The 16,332-nt window shown below is 70.9% G+C and carries 19 protein-coding genes; 11 read left to right on the plus strand and 8 right to left on the minus strand.

All coding sequences use genetic code 11. The features are described 5' to 3' along the window. Positions 1–57 precede the first annotated feature (57 nt). Complete coding sequence (locus tag L3Q67_RS19625; protein WP_499190861.1) at positions 58–1,641, plus strand: DAK2 domain-containing protein; 1,584 nt, start codon at positions 58–60, stop codon at positions 1,639–1,641. Between the two features lie 5 nt (positions 1,642–1,646). Further along, positions 1,647–3,803: an ATP-dependent DNA helicase RecG gene (gene recG, locus L3Q67_RS19630; RefSeq protein WP_499190862.1), complete on the plus strand. Its 2,157-nt coding sequence runs from the start codon at positions 1,647–1,649 to the stop codon at positions 3,801–3,803. Here recG and L3Q67_RS19635 read toward each other — a convergent pair. Continuing rightward, positions 3,800–4,402 carry a TetR/AcrR family transcriptional regulator gene (locus tag L3Q67_RS19635; protein ID WP_499190863.1) on the minus strand — a complete coding sequence of 201 codons (603 nt, stop codon included), beginning with the start codon at positions 4,400–4,402 and terminating at the stop codon, positions 3,800–3,802. The two genes, recG and L3Q67_RS19635, sit on opposite strands and share 4 nt — an antisense overlap. Before the next feature lie 31 nt (positions 4,403–4,433). Here L3Q67_RS19635 and L3Q67_RS19640 point away from each other — a divergent pair, with 31 nt between their 5' ends. The 3 genes from L3Q67_RS19640 (at position 4,434) to L3Q67_RS19650 (ending at position 7,150) form a co-directional block, all read left to right on the plus strand. Then, the gene (locus L3Q67_RS19640; RefSeq protein WP_499190864.1) at positions 4,434–5,630 is read left to right on the plus strand and encodes an erythromycin esterase family protein; all 1,197 of its coding nucleotides are present in this window, start codon (positions 4,434–4,436) and stop codon (positions 5,628–5,630) included. Positions 5,631–5,825: 195 nt separating this feature from the next. After that, complete coding sequence (locus L3Q67_RS19645) at positions 5,826–6,482, plus strand: sensor histidine kinase (RefSeq protein ID WP_499190865.1); 657 nt, start codon at positions 5,826–5,828, stop codon at positions 6,480–6,482. Next, positions 6,479–7,150, plus strand: a complete 672-nt coding sequence (locus L3Q67_RS19650) for a response regulator transcription factor (RefSeq protein WP_499190866.1) — start codon at positions 6,479–6,481, stop codon at positions 7,148–7,150. Before L3Q67_RS19645 ends, L3Q67_RS19650 begins: the two co-directional genes overlap by 4 nt. Before the next feature lie 101 nt (positions 7,151–7,251). Here L3Q67_RS19650 and L3Q67_RS19655 read toward each other — a convergent pair whose 3' ends face one another. From L3Q67_RS19655 to L3Q67_RS19665, 3 genes are all read right to left on the minus strand, one after another. Then, positions 7,252–7,998, minus strand: a complete 747-nt coding sequence (locus L3Q67_RS19655) for an NADPH-dependent F420 reductase (RefSeq protein WP_499190867.1) — start codon at positions 7,996–7,998, stop codon at positions 7,252–7,254. A 148-nt stretch (positions 7,999–8,146) separates the two neighbouring features. Next, entirely contained in the window at positions 8,147–8,749 is a 603-nt protein-coding gene (locus tag L3Q67_RS19660; protein ID WP_499190868.1) for a TetR/AcrR family transcriptional regulator, read from the minus strand. A gap of 108 nt (positions 8,750–8,857) precedes the next feature. Further along, positions 8,858–9,559 carry a GntR family transcriptional regulator gene (locus L3Q67_RS19665; RefSeq protein ID WP_499190869.1) on the minus strand — a complete coding sequence of 234 codons (702 nt, stop codon included), beginning with the start codon at positions 9,557–9,559 and terminating at the stop codon, positions 8,858–8,860. A gap of 155 nt (positions 9,560–9,714) precedes the next feature. Between L3Q67_RS19665 and L3Q67_RS19670 the strand changes: the two genes are divergently transcribed. Genes L3Q67_RS19670 through L3Q67_RS19685 form a run of 4 tightly spaced genes read left to right on the plus strand, consistent with a single transcriptional unit; the run spans position 9,715 to position 13,233 of the window. Next, positions 9,715–10,962, plus strand: coding sequence for an MFS transporter (locus L3Q67_RS19670; RefSeq protein WP_499190870.1), 1,248 nt, complete (start codon positions 9,715–9,717; stop codon positions 10,960–10,962). Then, entirely contained in the window at positions 10,959–11,759 is an 801-nt protein-coding gene (locus L3Q67_RS19675) for a putative hydro-lyase (protein ID WP_499190871.1), read from the plus strand. The genes L3Q67_RS19670 and L3Q67_RS19675 overlap by 4 nt, the downstream gene beginning before the upstream one ends. Further along, positions 11,759–12,367, plus strand: coding sequence for a 5-oxoprolinase subunit B family protein (locus tag L3Q67_RS19680; RefSeq protein ID WP_499191583.1), 609 nt, complete (start codon positions 11,759–11,761; stop codon positions 12,365–12,367). Before L3Q67_RS19675 ends, L3Q67_RS19680 begins: the two co-directional genes overlap by 1 nt. After that, the gene (locus tag L3Q67_RS19685) at positions 12,364–13,233 is read left to right on the plus strand and encodes a 5-oxoprolinase subunit C family protein (protein WP_499190872.1); all 870 of its coding nucleotides are present in this window, start codon (positions 12,364–12,366) and stop codon (positions 13,231–13,233) included. The genes L3Q67_RS19680 and L3Q67_RS19685 overlap by 4 nt, the downstream gene beginning before the upstream one ends. Here the strand turns inward: L3Q67_RS19685 and shbA are convergent. The 4 genes from shbA to L3Q67_RS19705 form a co-directional block, all read right to left on the minus strand. After that, positions 13,211–13,867 carry an RNA polymerase sigma factor ShbA gene (gene shbA / locus L3Q67_RS19690; protein ID WP_499190873.1) on the minus strand — a complete coding sequence of 219 codons (657 nt, stop codon included), beginning with the start codon at positions 13,865–13,867 and terminating at the stop codon, positions 13,211–13,213. The genes L3Q67_RS19685 and shbA overlap by 23 nt on opposite strands. 352 nt (positions 13,868–14,219) lie before the next feature. Next, positions 14,220–14,528 carry a DUF202 domain-containing protein gene (locus L3Q67_RS19695; RefSeq protein WP_499190874.1) on the minus strand — a complete coding sequence of 103 codons (309 nt, stop codon included), beginning with the start codon at positions 14,526–14,528 and terminating at the stop codon, positions 14,220–14,222. Beyond that, entirely contained in the window at positions 14,525–14,878 is a 354-nt protein-coding gene (locus L3Q67_RS19700; RefSeq protein ID WP_499190875.1) for a YidH family protein, read from the minus strand. The genes L3Q67_RS19695 and L3Q67_RS19700 overlap by 4 nt, the downstream gene beginning before the upstream one ends. Positions 14,879–14,901: 23 nt before the next feature. Next, positions 14,902–15,345, minus strand: a complete 444-nt coding sequence (locus L3Q67_RS19705) for a GtrA family protein (RefSeq protein WP_499190876.1) — start codon at positions 15,343–15,345, stop codon at positions 14,902–14,904. Positions 15,346–15,477: 132 nt separating this feature from the next. Between L3Q67_RS19705 and L3Q67_RS19710 the strand changes: the two genes are divergently transcribed. Both L3Q67_RS19710 and L3Q67_RS19715 read left to right on the plus strand, forming a co-directional pair. Beyond that, entirely contained in the window at positions 15,478–15,894 is a 417-nt protein-coding gene (locus L3Q67_RS19710) for a hypothetical protein (RefSeq protein WP_499190877.1), read from the plus strand. Positions 15,895–15,968: 74 nt separating this feature from the next. Beyond that, the gene (locus tag L3Q67_RS19715; RefSeq protein ID WP_499190878.1) at positions 15,969–16,277 is read left to right on the plus strand and encodes a HesB/IscA family protein; all 309 of its coding nucleotides are present in this window, start codon (positions 15,969–15,971) and stop codon (positions 16,275–16,277) included. Positions 16,278–16,332: the final 55 nt, after the last annotated feature.

The raw sequence follows: 16,332 nt of genomic DNA on the forward strand, positions 1-16,332 counted from the left end.
GAGGCGGACCGGACGGGGTCGCTACCCTCGCCTGAACCAGGTCAGGAGGTTGCAGGGGTGCGCGAGTTGGACGCCGCCGCGGTCGGGCGCTGGGCCTCGGCCTGCGTGCACAGCCTGGACGCGCTGAGACCGGAGATCAACGGCATCAACGTGTACCCGGTGGCGGACTCCGACACCGGGTCGAACATGCACCACACCGTCTCCGGGGCCTGGCACGCGCTGAACGACGCGCCGCCGCCCGAAAGCGCGGGAGAGGCGCTGGCCGTGCTGGCCAAGGGCGCGGTCGTGGCGGCGAAGGGCAACTCCGGGGTGATCCTGTCGCAGGTGCTGCGCGGGCTCGCGGAGGCGCTGGCGGGCCGCACGGTCGACGGCCCCGCGCTGGCCGCCGCGCTCGGGCACGCCGACGAGGTGGCCACCGGCGCGGTCGCCCGCCCGGTCGCGGGCACCATGTTGAGCGTGCTGCACGCGGTGAACGCGGCCGTTTCCGGCACCACCGCTGATCTGGGCGAGGTCACGCGCACCGCCGCCGAAGCCGCCGCCGAGGCGCTCGAACACACCCCGCAGCAGCTGCCCGTGCTCGCGCGCGCTGGCGTGGTCGACGCGGGCGGGCGCGGGGTGGTGGCCGTGCTGGACGCGCTGCTCGAGGTGGTCACCGGCACCGAGCACGCCCACGACCACCCGCTCACCGCGCACAGCCACGGGCACGGTGAACCCGCGCTGTACGCGTGGGAGGTGATGTTCCTGCTCGAAGACGCGGACGAAGCGGCGCTGCCGGTGTTGCGCAAGGCGCTGAGCGGGCTCGGCGACAGCGTCACCGTGGCCGCCGACGGCGCCGGGTCCCACGCGGTCCACGTGCACTGCGCGGACATCGGCGCCGCCATCGAAGCCGCGCTGGACGCGGGCCGCCCGCGCCGGATCCGGGTGGAGCCGCTCCTCACCCCGGCGCCGCTGCAACCGGGCGGCGGGCTCGACCGCACGGTGGTCGTGGTGGTGCGCGGCGAGGGGCTCGCGGAAGTGATCAGGGCGGAGAACGTCGCGGTTTTGTCGGTGCCCGCTGGTTCAGTACCGAGCGTGGAGGAAATGCTCGGCCTGATCACCGAGACCACCGGCAACCACGTCACCGTGCTGGCCGGTGGTCCCGACCTGACCACGGTCGCCGACAACGCCGCCGGGCACGCGATGGCGGGCGACCGGGACGTGGTGGTCATCCCGTGTGCCTCGCCGGTGCAGGTGCTCGCCGCGCTGGCCGTGCACGACCCGGCCCGGCGCACCAACGACGACGTGGTGGCGATGGCGGAGGCCGCCGCCGCGACCCGCCGCGGTGAGGTGCTCTTCGCCAGTGGTGAGGCGCTTTCGGTGGTCGGGCGCGCGCAGGCGGGTGACGTGCTGGGCCTGGTCGACGGCGAGGTGGTGCGGATCGAACCGGCCGCCGAGGCGAACCTGCTGGAGGCGGCGATCACCGTGCTGGCCCGGCTGCTCGGGCCGGGCGGGGAGCTGGTCACCGTGGTCACCGGGGTGGACGCGCCGCCGGACGTCGAAGAGGTGCTGACGGGCTGGCTGCGGGGCGAGCACCCGGAGGTCGAACTGGTGTGCTATTCCGGACGGCAGACCGACGCCGTGCTGTTGATCGGGGTGGAGTAGGGAAGATGACCGTCCTTGACGACAAGCTGACGCCGTTGCTGGGCGCCAAGACGGCCAAGGCGCTGTCCGGCTCGCTGGGCATCGAGACCGTCGCCGACCTGCTGCGGCACTACCCGCGCCGGTACGACGAGCGGGGTTCGCTCACCGACATCGGCGGGCTGGAGCTCGGTGAGCACGTCACCGTGATGGCCAGGATCGAGAAGGTGATGCGGCGGACCATGCGGGCCCGCGCCGGCACCATCCTCGAGGTCACCATCACCGACGGCCGCCGCAAACTGCAGCTGGCCTTCTTCAACCAGGCGTTCCGCGAGCGGGAACTCAAGATCGACAAGACCGGCCTGTTCGCCGGCAAGGTGACCGCCTTCCGGAACAACCTGCAGCTGGCCAACCCCGAGTACGAACTGCTCGAAGGCGACGACCTGCACGAGTCGGTGATGGACGAGTTCCTCGGCATCATGCCGGTCTACCCGGCGGCGCAGGGCATCCAGTCGTGGGCGATCGCGCGGGCGGTCCGCCAGGTGCTGGACACCCTCGACGACGTCGACGAGGACCCGATGCCCGCCGAACTGCTCGCCGCCAAGAAGCTGGAGTCGCTGCACGACGCGCTGCGGCAGATCCACCGCCCGGAGAGCTGGCCGCGGCTGGAGTCGGCGAAGCGGCGGTTGAAGTGGGACGAGGCCATGTCCGTCCAGCTGATCTTCGCGCAGCGGCGGCATTCCGCGGTGACGCGGCCGGCGCCGATCTGCGCGCCGAAAGCCGGTGGTCTCCTGGAAGCCTTCGACCAGCGGCTGCCGTTCGAGCTGACGCCGGGGCAGCACGACGTCGGCGCGAAGATCGCCGAGTCGCTCTCGGTCGAGCACCCGATGAACCTGCTGCTGCAGGGCGAGGTCGGCAGCGGCAAGACGATCGTGGCGCTGCGGGCGATGCTGCAGGCGGTCGACTCCGGGCGTCAGGCCGCGATGCTCGCGCCCACCGAGGTGCTGGCCGCGCAGCACGCGCGCTCGTTGCGCGAAATGCTCGGTGACCTGGGGCAGGCCGGGGAACTGGGCGCGGCGGAGAACGCCACCAAGGTCACCCTGCTCACCGGTTCGCTGCCGGCCAAGGAACGCAAGCAGGCGTTGCTGGACGCCGCGAGTGGCGCGGCGGGCATCGTGGTCGGCACGCACGCGCTCATCCAGGACACGGTTTCCTTCGCGGACCTCGGTTTCGTGGTGGTCGACGAGCAGCACCGCTTCGGCGTGGAGCAACGGGACGCGCTGCGCTCACGCGGGGCCGACGGCACCAGCCCGCACGTGCTGGTGATGACCGCGACGCCGATCCCGCGCACGGTGGCGATGACCGTCTACGGCGACCTGGAAACGGCTTCCCTGCGCGACATGCCCGCCGGGCGGTCGCCGATCTCGACCACCGTGGTGCCGGTGGCGGAGAAGCCGAAGTGGCTGGACCGGGTGTGGGACAGGGTCGCGGAGGACGCGCGCAAGGGCAACCAGGCCTACGTGGTCTGCCCGCGCATCGGCGACGAACCCGCGTCGGACAAGAGCGACAAGCGGCCGCCGCTGGCCGTGCTCGACGTGGCCGGGGAACTGGCGGCCGGGCCGTTGCAGGGGCTGACCGTCGGCGTGCTGCACGGGCGGATGCCGCCGGACGAGAAGGACGCGGTGATGCGTGCCTTCGCCGCGGGGAAGGTCGACGTGCTGGTGGCGACCACGGTGATCGAGGTCGGCGTGAACGTGCCGAACTCGACGGTGATGGTGATCATGGACGCCGACCGCTTCGGCGTCAGCCAGCTGCACCAGCTGCGCGGCCGCGTCGGCCGCGGGTCGAAGCCGGGGCTGTGCCTGCTGGTCACCGAAGCGCTGGAGGGCACCAGCACGCGTGAGCGGCTCGATGCCGTCGAGTCCACAACGGACGGTTTCGAACTCTCCCAGCTGGACCTGGAGATCCGGCGGGAGGGCGACATCCTCGGCTCGGCGCAGTCGGGCAAGCGGTCCGGGCTGAAGCTGCTGTCCCTGCTGCGGGACGAGGAGATCATCGCCGAGGCGCGCACCTACGCGCAGGAGATCGTGACCGAGGACCCGGCGCTGGAAAAGCACAGCGGGCTGGCGCGCATGGTCGCCACGGTGGTCGATGCCGAAAGGGCGGAGTACTTGGAGAAGTCCTAGACGGCGAAAGCACCGGCCTTCGCGGCGATCACGGCCGCGCGGGCCGCCCGGTCGGCGATGGTGAAGTCGACCGGCTCCCGGCTGACGAACAACCGGTAGAAGACCGGCGCGGCGGCCTGCCGCATCACTTCGACCGGATCGGTGTCCGCCGGGACCTCGCCGCGGGCGATGGCGCGCACGGTCATCGCCGCACCCCGCTCGTGGCGGTCGGCGTAGTACTCGCGCAGCGAGTCGGCGGCCTTGGCCGACTGGAAGGACGACGCGACCGACGCCAGCGGCAGCGCCGACTTCGCCGGATCGGTGAAGTACGTGGTCAGCTCGCGGTTCATCGCGCTGAGGTCGCCTTCGAGCGAGCCCGTGTCCGGCACCTCCCAGCGGTGCTCGATGCCGAACAGCAGGGCCGCGGCGACCAGCCCCTCGGCCGAGCCCCAGCGGCGGTAGAGCGTGGTCTTGTGCACCCCGGAGCGTTCGGCCACGGCGTCCACGGTGAGCCCGGGATACCCCTTCTCGGCCAGTTCGTCGAGGGTGGCGGTCAGCACGGCGACCCGGTTGCGCTCGGTGCGCCCACCGGGCCGGCTGCCGGTCAATTCGGTCGACAAGTGCTACTCCTGTTGCGTTAGTGTGCCCAGTGTGCCACGACTCAGCCCTTTCGACCGCCTTCCCGAGCTGATCGGCGACGCCCGCATCGTCGCCGTCGGCGAGAACAACCACCACATCCAGGAGTTCAGCGCCTATCGCGACCGGGTGCTGCGGCTGCTCGTCACCGAACTCGGCTTCAGCGTGCTCGGCTTCGAATCCGGCTTCGCGGAGGGCAGGCTGACCGACGCCTGGCTGCACGGCGCGCCCGGGGACGTGGCCGACATCGGCCGCGACGGCTTCACCTTCTCACTCGGCGACTCCGCCGAGATGCACACCATGCTCACCTGGTTGCGGGAGCACAATACTTCTGCAGGAGGGGCAGCCGGGGGAGACGTGCGGTACTTCGGCCTCGACGTGCCCAGCAGCGCGGGTTCGCCGGAGCCCGCCCTGCGCGCGGTACGCGAGTACCTGCTCGCCGCCGACCCGGCCGCACTGTCCCTTGTGGACAATGCGCTGACCGCGACCCGGCCGTACTCCGCGGTCAGCAGCGCCATCGCGCCGGGGTTGTACCAGAAGTGCGAAAACCGGGACGCGGCCACCGCCGCGCTGACCGTGCTGGTCGCCCATCTGGAGTCCACCGGGCCGGTGCTGCGCCGGGGCGGGGACTCGCGGGCGCACGCCATCGCGCTGCACCAAGCCCGTGGCGCGCTGCGCGTGGACACGTATCTGCGTGAAGTGTTCGACGCGATGAACGGCTCGGCCACGCCCGTCCAGGCCGCGTCGCGCGACCGCTATATGGCGGAATCCGTGCGCTTGGCGCGCGAAATCTGGCCGGAGCGGAAAATGTTGCTGATGCTGCACAACGGACACCTGCAGCGCACCCCGAGCAGTCTGATCCCCGGCGTGACCAACGCGCCCGCGGGGGCTCACCTGGCCGACGAGTTCGGCGACGAATATTTCGCACTGGCGCTGACCGCGGGCACCGGCCACACCACCGGCCTGCGCCCCGATCCCGAAGGCCGCCTGGGTTTCCGCCTGTACGAGGAGGAACTCGGGGCTCCGGAAGCCGGGAGCATCGAAGAACACCTGACCGGCGCGGAGGCGGGCCTGCTCGACCTCCGGCCGTTGCGCGCCGCGGCCGACCGCCCGCACGGTATCCGGCACGCGCACCTGACCGTGCACGCCGATGTGCCCTTCGCTTTCGACGCGCTGGCCTATTTCCCCCACATGCACGTCTGCCGGTTCTGAATATTCCCAGTACACCCCGGATGCCGGAGAATTGGTGCCACCGAGCGGTTACCGTCCGCGACGGCACGCTATAACGTTGGGTAGATAAATATTCGGCCACTGTCCGGTGTTCGGCCTGGGTTGTGCAACGTTCAATGGGAATAACCCGACTGAGTGATCGGAGTGCGTGTGAAACGGAATTAGTGGAGGCGAAGGATGGAGCGATCGCCGGGGGAAGCGGCCACTGGGGGCCCCAGCCCGGACGCTCGGCCGGCCGGCGTGGTCACGCGGGAGTTCTTGCACGACCTCGGGCACAGCCTGGCGACCCTGTCGTTCCTGGTGGAGGCGGTGCGGGGGGAGGCGACGCTGCCGCCGGGGACGCGGCAGCGGGTGGACGCCATCGAGCAGGAGACGCACCGGCTGCTCGGCATGGTCCGCCACGCGATGGCCGCCGGGGACCGGCCGCGGGCGTCCTTGGTCGACGTCCCCGAAGTGCTGCAGCAGATCGTTTCGCTGGTTTCGCTGGCCGGTGAGACCTCGGTGGTGGTGCGGCCGGGGGCGGCGGTTTCGCTGCTGGTGGACGAATCGCTGCTGTGGCGGATGATCACGAACCTGGTCGACAACGCCGTGCGGGCGGCGGGGCCGGGTGGCCGGGTGGAGGTGTCCGCCCGGGAGGACGGCGGGCTGATCACCATCGAGGTCGCCGACGACGGGCCGGGGTTCGGCGCCGGTCCGTCCGGGTGGGCCTCGCTGGGGCTCGGCATCGTCGAGCGGCTCGCCGAGGCCTGCCGCTGCGGTTTCCAGGTGGTGTCCTCCGGTTCGGAGGGCACCCGTGTCCGGCTGCTGTTCGGGGCCGAGGGGGGAACGGAATGAACATCAGCTTGCTGCTCTGCGACGACCACGCGTTGTTTTCCGACGCGCTGGCGTCCGTGTTGAGCCACGAGTTCCAGGTGCTGGGGGTGATCGGCACCATGGCGGACATCCCGGCCGCGATCCGGCGGCACCAGCCGGACGTCTGCCTGCTGGACCGCCGCTTCGTCGACGGCGACGCCCTGGACCGCCTCACCGACATCCGCGCGGCGCGCCCGGCGACCAAGGTCGTCGTGCTCACCGCCGACCAGGACGACGACGGCCTGCACCGCGCCCTGGCCGGCGGCGCGGCGGGGTACGTGCAGAAGACGTGCGGGGTCGCGACGCTGACCGCCGCCCTGCGCAGCGTGGTCGCCGGGGAGGTGGTCGTGCACGTCGCTTCGGAGCGCTCGGCCCTGCGCTCACGGGGTTCCGCGGAAGCCATGCGCTTGGCCGCGCACCTGACCACCCGCGAACGCGAATGCCTGGCGATGCTCGTCGAAGGGTTGAGCACCAGCGAAATGGTGAGCCGCCTCGGCGTGGCGACGACGACGGTACGCACGCACATCCAGGCCCTGCTGAGCAAACTGGGTGTGCACTCGCGCCTGGAAGCCGCTTCGCTGGCCGTGCGGTACTCCCTGCTGGACGAGCACCACGCCCGACGCCGCCGCCGAGGCGCCGCCACCGGCTGACCCCTTCGACCTCCCCGGGACACGGGGTCGTCGTAGTACTCGCTGGAAGGGGACGCGAGAGCACCTGTGGCCCCGGCAACGGCTGCCGGGGCCACCGGGCGCTACAGGTACAAGGCTCGGCTCAGGCGGACGCCGTAGTCCGCGTCCGGGTTGGTGGTGCCGTCCCCGACCCTCTCCTGGATCGCGGCGACCGCCAGGTCGCGCCGTTTCGGCAGGCGCTCGGCCTCCGCCGCCGCCAGCGCGGCCGGCATCTCCTCACGCGTGAGGTCCGTGCAGTAGCACGGCGCACCGGGTTGCTGCCGCCAGGAATCCGCCAGCGTCCCGGCGTCGAAGGCGTCGAAGCCGGTGTCTTCCACGAGCGCCATGGCTACGCCGCGGTCCCGATCGCTGTCGGCGGCGACGGGGATGGCGACGCGGTCCGGGCTGCCGGCGGGCTTGTTCCTGGTCGCGAGCGAGTGCGAGCCGATCGCGTTCCACGCCTTGGCGACCGGCCGGCCCAGTTGCTCGGTGACCCACACGCTCTCGACCTGGCCGTCGTCGATGGCCTTGATCCGGTTGTCGCGTGCCGGGTAGTAGTTCGAGGTGTCGATGATGACCGTGTCGGCAGGCACGTCGGCGATCAGTGGCGCGACCTGCGGAAGGCGGTTCAACGGAATCGAGAGGATCACGGCGTCCACGTCCTCCACGGCTTCCGCCGCTGTGACCGCGCGTCCGCCAGAGGACAGTACGTCGGCATCGATCGTCTCCGGGCCGCGTGAGTTGGCCACCTTCACGGAGTGTCCTGCCGCGCTCAGCCGTTGGGCCACGGTCTTGCCGATGTGCCCGACGCCGAGAATGCCGATCTTCATGTGGTTCTCCTTGTGTCGATCGCTGTGATGAGGCGAAGCCGGCCGGTGGTACGGCGAAGCGGCTGCTTCCTGCATGCGTGAGCGCGCTGAGCAGGCCCCCGTCGAAGGGGCCGGTGCCGTAAAGGGCGACGCCAGCGTCCGCCCCGGCCTACGTTTCCGGGTTTCCGTCCGCCGGTCTCTCCCAGCCGGACCGCATGAGGGTGCTGAGCGCCTCGGGGGAGGACTCGTCGGCCAGGGCGGCGCTGCGTGCCCAGGCCGCCGCCAGCGTGCTGAGGAACAGGTCGCGTGCCCGCACCCACGGCTTGGCGACGCCGTCGCGCTGCGCCGCGCCGAGGAACTCCTCGGTCGTCGTGATGAAGCCCTGGCAGGTGATCGTCAGCGGGGATGTGCCTTCGGTCAGCGCGGCTCGCAAGGGTTCGGGCAGGCCGTCGAAAGCGGTCACCCACTCGCCCAGCGCGTCCAGCCACTGGGCGAGCGCTTCGCCGGAGTCGCGCTCCTCGCGCCGGATGGCGTCGCGACGGGCCTCCAGCTCCTCGTTGCGGGCCTGGAGCAGAGCGACGAGCAGCGCCTCCCGGTTGGGGAAGTGCCGGTAGAGGGTGCCGGGGCCGATGCCGGCCCGCTTGGCGATGGCGTCCATGGAGCCGGAGACGCCCTGCTCGGCGAAGAACTGCTCCGCGACCTCGAGGATGTGCACGCGGTTGCGTTGCTTGTCCGTCCGCACCCGGCGCTCGTCGGTACCGGTCTCGCCCATGCGTCCACACCTCCCACCAGCAAAACGGAGACCATCTCCGAATGGTTCGCCCGGCAAAACGGAGACTATCTCCTTATTTGCCGAAGATGCTGCTGGGAGTGGCGAGAGTTACTCGGTGGGGGTGCGGCTCGAGTAGGCCTTGACCAGTTGGTGTTCGGCGTCGTTCAGGTAGCGGGCCAGTGCTGCCTCCGCGCGGCGGTTCTCGCCCTCGCGCAGGAGTTGCAGGATTTCCTCGTTGCGCAGCAGGTATGGCTGGTGGAACTCCCGCGGGTCGGTCATCACGTGGAACACCAGCCGCAGCTCGGCGAAGATCCCTTGCATCAGTTCGTCGATGCGCGGGCTGGCGGAGAGCGCCGCGAGCGCCTGGTGGAAGTGGATGTTGGCGGTGCCGAGGTCGCGCCAGCCCTCCCGCCGTTCGGCGAGCAGGCCGTCGCCGACCGCGTTTTCCAGGCGTGACAGGTCCGGGTCCACCGCGTTCCGCACGGCGGCGCATTCGATCACCTTGCGCACGCGGTACAGGTCCACCACGTCGTCCACGCTCAGCATCCGGACGAAAACGCCCCGGTTCAGCTCGTGCGACAGCAGCCGTTCGTGCGTGAGCAGGCGAAAAGCCTCCCGCAGCGTGTTCCGCGAGACCCCCAGTGCGGCCCCGATGTCGTGTTCCGAGAGCCGGGCGCCTGGCAGGAAGTAGCCCTCCGAGATCCGGGTGCGCAGCACATCGGCCACGCGCTCGGCCGTGCTCGTCCGGCCGAGGAGGCCCCGGTCTGCGGCCAGCCCCGTGGAGCTGCCGCTGTTGTCTGCGATGACCACGAGGATCAGCCTACCGCAGGCCCAGTGAACGATACGCTCAAACTACCAGAGGATTATCCTCCGAACCTCTTGTGGGATTGTTCAACAATAGCCTACCTTGTGTCCCAGCTCACTGTGTTTCCCTGGACCGACCCCCGATCCGAGCGAGGTGCGTGATGGATGCGACCGCTCCAACCGCCGAGGACACCCGACCGTTCGCCTGGTACCGCACACTCGGCCCCCGCGGCAGGCGCGCCTTCGTCGGCGCGTTCGGCGGCTACGGGCTCGACTCGTACGACTACTGGGTCCTGCCGCTCAGCCTGAGCGCGATCATCGCCTACTTCGGCCTGACCCCCGGCACAGCCGGCCTGCTCAGCACCACCACGCTGGTGGTCTCGGCGATCGGCGGCGCCGGCGCGGGCATCCTGGCCGACCGCATCGGCCGGGTCCGCACGCTCCAGTTGACCGTGGCCACCTACACCGTGTTCACCGTCCTCTGCGGCTTCGCGCCGAACTTCGAGACGCTGCTGGTGTTCCGCGCCCTCCAGGGCCTCGGCTTCGGCGGTGAATGGGCCGCGGGCGCCATCCTCGTCGCCGAGTACGCGCGCTCGCGCTACCGCGGCCGCACGGTCGCGTTCGTGCAGAGCGCGTGGGCGGTGGGCTGGGGTCTTTCGGTGCTCGTCTACACCGTGGTCTTCACCTTCACCAGCGACGACATGGCCTGGCGCATCATGTTCTGGACCGGCGTCATCCCGGCGATCCTGATCATCTGGGTGCGCAAGAACGTCACCGACGCCGACGAAGCCACGCAGCGCCGGGAAAGCACCGAAAAACGCGGCTCGTTCGCCCAGATCTTCCGCGGCGACCTCCTGCGCACCACGCTGATCGCGTCGTTGTTCGCCACCGGCGTGCAGGGCGGCTACTACACGCTGGCCACCTGGCTGCCGTCGTACCTGCGCACCACCCGCGGGCTGACCGTGATCAACACCGGCGGCTACTACGTCTTCCTGATCTCCGGCGCGTTCATCGGGTACGTCTGCGGCGGTTACCTGACCGACCTGCTGGGGCGCAAGCGGACCTTCGTGCTCTTCGCCGGGTTGTCGGCGGTGCTGATCGTGGCCTACACGCAGATCCCGCACGGCGCCAACACCCTGGTGATGCTGCTCGGTTTCCCGCTCGGCTTCTCCATGTCGGCCATCTTCAGCGGGTTCGGCGCCTTCCTCGCCGAGCTGTACCCGACCGCGCAACGCGGCACCGGGCAGGGCTTCACCTACAACTTCGGCCGCGCGGTCGGCGCCGTTTTCCCCGGGGTGGTCGGCTTCCTCGGCGCCGGCGGGGCGATGGTGTTCGGCGCGGTCGGTTACGGCGTCGCGGTACTGGCCCTGCTGGGCCTGCCGGAAACCCGAGGGAGGGAGCTGGTATGACCATTGTGGACGAACCAGGGATGCTCGATCCGGCACGGGCGCGGGCGAGTTTCCGCGCCGGTGTGCAGGCGCCGACCACCGGCTGGGCCGCGGGTTACACGCAGGCGAACCTGATCGCGGTGCGCAAGAACTGGGCCTACGACGTGCTGTTGTTCTGCCAGCGCAACGAACAGCCGTGCCCGGTGCTCGACGTCAGCGATCCCGGCGACCCGTCGACCGTGCTGGCGCCCGGTGCGGACCTGCGCCGCGACCTGCCGCGGTACCGGATCTGGGAGAACGGCAGGCTGCGCGCGGAGGTCACCGACGCCACGCGGTACTGGCGCAGCGATCTCGTCGCCTTCTCGATCGGCTGCAGCTTCTCCTTCGAGACCGCGCTCGCCGCGGAGGGCATTCCGCTGCGGCACGTGGAACAGGGCCGCAACGTGGCGATGTACGTGACCAACCGGCAGTGCCGCCCGGCGGGCCGGTTGCACGGGCCGATGGTGGTCTCCATGCGCCAGATCCCGGAGCACCAGGTCGACGACGCCATCCGCATCACCGCGGAGATGCCCGCGGTGCACGGAGCGCCGGTGCACGTCGGCGACCCCGGCGCGCTCGGCATCGCCGACCTCGGCAAGCCCGACTTCGGCGACCCGGTCCGGGCCGAAGCCGGTGACGTGCCGGTGTTCTGGGCCTGCGGGGTCACCCCGCAGGCGGCGCTGATGGCGTCGAAGCCGCCGTTCGCCATCACGCACGCGCCGGGGCACATGCTGATCACCGATCGCCGCGACGACGAGTACCGGGTCGGCCGCCGGTGATCCGGGTCCACCGGTACGGCACCCGCGCGGCGCTGGTCGACCTCCCCGGCGCCGCCGAGGTGCTCGGGCTCAACGCGGCGCTGGCCGCCGATCCGCCCGAGGGGGTGGAGGAGGTGGTGCCGGCCGCGCGGACCGTGCTCGTGCGGTTCGATCCCGGCCGCACCACCTTCGAGCGGCTGGTCGAGCAGCTCAGCGGCCGTCCGCTGGAGCCGCCGCCGAGTCAGCACGGCGAAGAACTGGTGGTGCCGGTGCGCTACGACGGTGAGGACCTCGCCGAAGTGGCCTCGGCGACCGGGCTGACCGAAGCCGAGGTGGTCGAGCGGCACACCGGCGCCGAATACCGGGTCGCCTTCTGCGGTTTCGCGCCGGGTTTCGGCTACCTGACCGGGCTGGACCCGCTGCTGCACCTGCCGAGGCGCAGCAGTCCGCGGGTGCGCGTGCCGGCCGGCGCGGTCGCGGTGGCCGGTGAATACGCGGCGGTCTACCCGCACCCGTCACCCGGCGGGTGGCACCTGCTCGGGCGCACCCCGCTGGCCGTGTGGGACACCGATCGCGAACCGCCGAACCTGCTCGCGCCGGGCACCACCGTGCGCTTCACCGCGACATGACCGCGAAGCTCGAAGTGCTGACGCCGGGCCTGTTCGCCACCGTGCAGGACCTCGGCAGGCCGGGGTACACCGCGCTCGGCGTCGGCCGGTCCGGCGCGGCCGATCGCGACGCGCTGCGCCTGGCGAACCGGCTCGTCGGCAATCCCGAGGGAAACGCCGCGGTGGAAGCGACCTTCGGCGGGCTGGCCGTCCGATTCGACGGCCCGGCGCTGATCGCGCTCACCGGAGCGGTCGGCCCGGCCCGGCTCGGCGGACGCGCGATCGGCATGAACGCGCCGGTTTTCGTCGGTGCGGGGGAAGAACTGCGGCTCGGTGCGCCGGATCGCGGCCTGCGGACGTATCTGGCCGTGCGCGGGGGGATCGACGTGCCGCCGGTGCTCGGTGGTCGTGGGACGGACACGTTGTCGGGACTCGGACCGGCGCAGCTCGCGACGGGCACCACGCTACCGGTCGGCCATCGGGTGCTCGCCTGGCCCGTCGTGGACCAGGCGCCGTGCGCGGCCGTCCCGGACGAACCGGTGTTGCGGCTGATTCCGGGGCCACGATTGGACTTCTTCACCGAAGACGCGCTCGGCACGCTGCTGTCCGGGCGGTACGCGGTGTCGGCCCAGAGCAATCGGGTCGGGCTGCGGCTCGACGGACCGGCGTTGCGCCGGGCCAAGGCGGGGGAGGTGCCGTCGGAACCGGCGGCCCCCGGGGCGGTGCAGGTCCCGCCATCGGGCCAGCCGATCCTGTTCCTCGCCGACCACCCGGTGACCGGGGGCTACCCGGTGGTGGCGGTGGTCGCGGAAGAGGACCTCGGCGGCGCCGCGCAGGCGCGGCCGGGCACCCGGCTCAGGTTCGTCAGAAGTCGCCTTCCAGGGTGATCAGCTCGCGCAGCTTCTGCAGCGCGCGGTGCTGGGTCGTGCGCACGTTGCCTGCCTTGAGGCCGACCGCCTCCGCGGTCTCGGCGGCGGTCAGGCCGACGGCCACGCGCAGGATGACGATCTCCTGCTGCACCCGGGGCAGTGTGCGGATCAGGCGGTTGAGCCGTTCGCCGAGGTCGACGTCGAGCGCGTGCTTCTCCGGCTCGTTGTCGGTGTTGGAGCGCTCCGGCAGGTCGGACACCGGCTCGCAGCGGTCACGGGAGACCGCGCGGAAGGCGTCGGCGACCTTGTTCGCCGCGATCGCGTGCACCAGGTAGAGGAAGGAACCGCCGCGGTCCTGGTACTGCGGCAGCGCCTTGAGCACCGCGAGACACACCTCCTGGGAGATGTCGTCGGCGGAGAAGTACGACAGGTCCCGGCCGCCGAGCCGCGCCCGGCAGTAGCGCGTGACCACCGGTTTCAGCGCGGCGAGCAGGCCGTCCATCGCGTCGTGGTCGCCCTTGGCGGCCAGGCGGACCAAGGGGTCCAGGTCCTCCTTGGTCAGCCGCGGATAGTGGCTCGCGTTCTGCTGGACCGTCTTCGGCGCCGCGGGTCCCTCGGTGCCCCGCGTCGTCGAGTCCAAGCTCGTGGTCATTCGCCCGCCCATTTCTTCGACCGATCTGCTGTTGTCTAGCTCAGCCGATGGACCCGACAAACTCGATTAATCGCCGAGTCAACCGCCCCTGCTGAGAGTCATTGTCAGGCCGCTAACAAGGCGACTGTCCGTAGCGGAGTTACCCGAATGGCGCTCGCTCGTTCAGCAATCTGACGACTGTGCGTAATGCTAGACCGCAATAGGCGTGGGCTCCAGGGATCTCGCAGAGATGCCCCATTAGCACGAATCTAGGTCTCAATCGTCTTTCGGTCACCATGCACAAAAGTCGCTTACGCCCCGATTGCTCCGTACGGCGGTAGGGCCTTAGGGCCCTGTAAATCGCGTTTGCCAGTTAAGCGAGAAAGACGAGCGTGGCCGCCGCCATGATCGTCACCAGGGCCGCCGCCAGGCCGATGACCTGGGCATGTGCGGCATCTGGGGGAGTCCGCTGCGTCCGGAGGAGGTGTCGTTCCCGGTGCCGGGTGACCAGGGTGAGCGAAATCGTGACCACCACCCCGGTGAGTCCTGGGATAACGGTGAGGTCACCGCCGGAGTGTGCCGCTGAGTGGAAGAGAAGGACGGTGACGGCCGCCGCGGCGGCCGTGGTGCGGCGCCAGGCGAGCCAGGTGCGCTCCGGCTGGAGCCCGGGGTCGCGGTTCACCCGGTCACCACGAGGACCACCGCGAGGGCGGTGATCACCGCCAGTCCGACGGTCAGCACCAGCATCATCCGGTTGGGTGGCAGCGGTTCACCGCGGCGCATCGCGCGCTGGACCCGCCGCCAGCGCGGGTAGCTCGCCGCCGTCAGCAGCACGGCGAGCGCGGCGCACAGCAGGGCGAGGATGGTGCGGGCCCCCGGTACGCCGAACTCCGGCACCAGCTGCCGCACCGCGACCGCGCCGGCGAGCAGGCCGAGGGCGGTGCGCATCCACGCCAGGAAGGTGCGTTCGTTGGCCAGGCTGAAGCGGTAGTCGGGCTCCTGCTCCGTGTGCTCCTCGGGGGACTCGGTCATGCGGACAGCCTGTCCCCAGTGGATCAGCCGCGCGACCCCGGGTGCCGGTGCGCGAAGACCCACCAGCGGAGCAGGGCGAACCGGCAGACGCCGCCGAGCAGGCCGGCCGTGGCGAGCACGACGGTTTCGGTGACCGCCGAGGGCTCGGGGACCAGCGCGTGCAGTACGAGCAGCACGACCGAGCCGTACCCGGCGTAGAAGGCGATGGTCGCGACGATCTGGATGTGCCGCCGGCGCGGCGGGCTGTCGTGGCCTGCGAAGGTGATCCGCCGGTGGAACTCGGTGTTCCCGATCGTGGTGACGATGATCGCCACCAGGTTCGCGCCGTGCGCGCCGAGTGGGGCGCGGAGCAGGAAGTAGACGACGAACTGGGCGGCCGTGGTGACCACGCCCGCCGCCAGGTACCAGCCCGCGTGCACGGCGAGGCCGTCGTGCCGGGGCGGCGCTTCCGGCGCCGGGATGACCATGCCCGCGACGCTACATAGTCTTCACAACTCGGTGAAGGCAGACCCCTGTGATGTGCGTGACGACCGGGCGGTTTCGGTGGTGGCCCGCGCGGGTAGGCGAAGGCGGACAAGCAAGATCAGAGGAGGAATCCGATGTCCGCACCCCAGGAGCCGGTGGAAACCGATCCGGCCGCGCTGAACAGCGCCGAGGACCTCGACGAGGACCGTCTCAGGGTGGACCCGCTCGAGGAGGGCATCGAGCCGCCGGAGCGCTGGAGCGAGGCCAACCGCTTCGGGATGACGCCGGCCGAGCAGCGCGAGGGCGAGCCCATGGAGGCGCGGTTGCGGGAAGAGCAGCCGGACATCTCCGTCGACGACGTGCCGGAGCGCCCGGTCGCCGCGACGCCCGCCGACGAGCTGGACGAGTCGATCGACGACCTGCCCGCCGACATCGAAGAGGTGGCGCCGGAAGAAGCCGGTGGCGGGCGTCACACGGTCAGCGACAACCTGCCGCAGAACGCCGACCAGGCCGGTGGTTCGGTCGCGGACACCATCCGCACGCCCGAGTGAGGTGAGCGCGTGCCTGGCCCCGCCCCTACGGTGGGAGGGGCCAGAGCCATGCAATCGACGAAAGGGAGCCTGCCATGCTCGCCATGACAGACGCCGCGGCCGAGGCCATCACCGCGCTGACCGGGCAGGAGGGTCAAGCCGACGCCGGCCTGCGGTTCGCGGTGCAGGAGGTGGAGGAGGCCGGTGCCCAGCTCGGGTTGTCGGTGGCGCCCTCGCCCGAGGACGGTGACCAGGTGCTCGCCACCGAAGGCGGGGCCAAAATCTTCCTGGAACCGAAGGCCGCCGAGTTCCTCGACGACAAGGTGCTCGACATCCAGCAGGACGACGAAGGCCAGATGAGCTTCGCCGTACTGCAGCAGCCGGACGACACCCCCGACATCTGACCCCCACCACCCCTTCGGGCCCTGCTTGCCCCACGCAAGCAGGGCCCGCCCCACA

Source organism: Saccharothrix sp. AJ9571 (assembly GCF_021725495.1).
In the GTDB taxonomy this organism is placed as follows: domain Bacteria; phylum Actinomycetota; class Actinomycetes; order Mycobacteriales; family Pseudonocardiaceae; genus Amycolatopsis; species Amycolatopsis magusensis.

Bases quoted from the DNA above. Each gene is read 5' to 3' on its own strand.
- recG (WP_499190862.1), top strand. From the start codon at position 1,647: ATGACCGTCCTTGACGACAAGCTGACGCCGTTGCTGGGCGCCAAGACG.
- L3Q67_RS19645 (WP_499190865.1), top strand. From the start codon at position 5,826: ATGGAGCGATCGCCGGGGGAAGCGGCCACTGGGGGCCCCAGCCCGGAC.
- L3Q67_RS19650 (WP_499190866.1), top strand. From the start codon at position 6,479: ATGAACATCAGCTTGCTGCTCTGCGACGACCACGCGTTGTTTTCCGAC.
- L3Q67_RS19655 (WP_499190867.1), bottom strand. From the start codon at position 7,998: ATGAAGATCGGCATTCTCGGCGTCGGGCACATCGGCAAGACCGTGGCC.
- L3Q67_RS19660 (WP_499190868.1), bottom strand. From the start codon at position 8,749: ATGGGCGAGACCGGTACCGACGAGCGCCGGGTGCGGACGGACAAGCAA.
- L3Q67_RS19670 (WP_499190870.1), top strand. From the start codon at position 9,715: ATGGATGCGACCGCTCCAACCGCCGAGGACACCCGACCGTTCGCCTGG.
- L3Q67_RS19675 (WP_499190871.1), top strand. From the start codon at position 10,959: ATGACCATTGTGGACGAACCAGGGATGCTCGATCCGGCACGGGCGCGG.
- L3Q67_RS19685 (WP_499190872.1), top strand. From the start codon at position 12,364: ATGACCGCGAAGCTCGAAGTGCTGACGCCGGGCCTGTTCGCCACCGTG.
- shbA (WP_499190873.1), bottom strand. From the start codon at position 13,867: ATGACCACGAGCTTGGACTCGACGACGCGGGGCACCGAGGGACCCGCG.
- L3Q67_RS19700 (WP_499190875.1), bottom strand. From the start codon at position 14,878: ATGACCGAGTCCCCCGAGGAGCACACGGAGCAGGAGCCCGACTACCGC.
- L3Q67_RS19705 (WP_499190876.1), bottom strand. From the start codon at position 15,345: ATGGTCATCCCGGCGCCGGAAGCGCCGCCCCGGCACGACGGCCTCGCC.
- L3Q67_RS19710 (WP_499190877.1), top strand. From the start codon at position 15,478: ATGTCCGCACCCCAGGAGCCGGTGGAAACCGATCCGGCCGCGCTGAAC.
- L3Q67_RS19715 (WP_499190878.1), top strand. From the start codon at position 15,969: ATGCTCGCCATGACAGACGCCGCGGCCGAGGCCATCACCGCGCTGACC.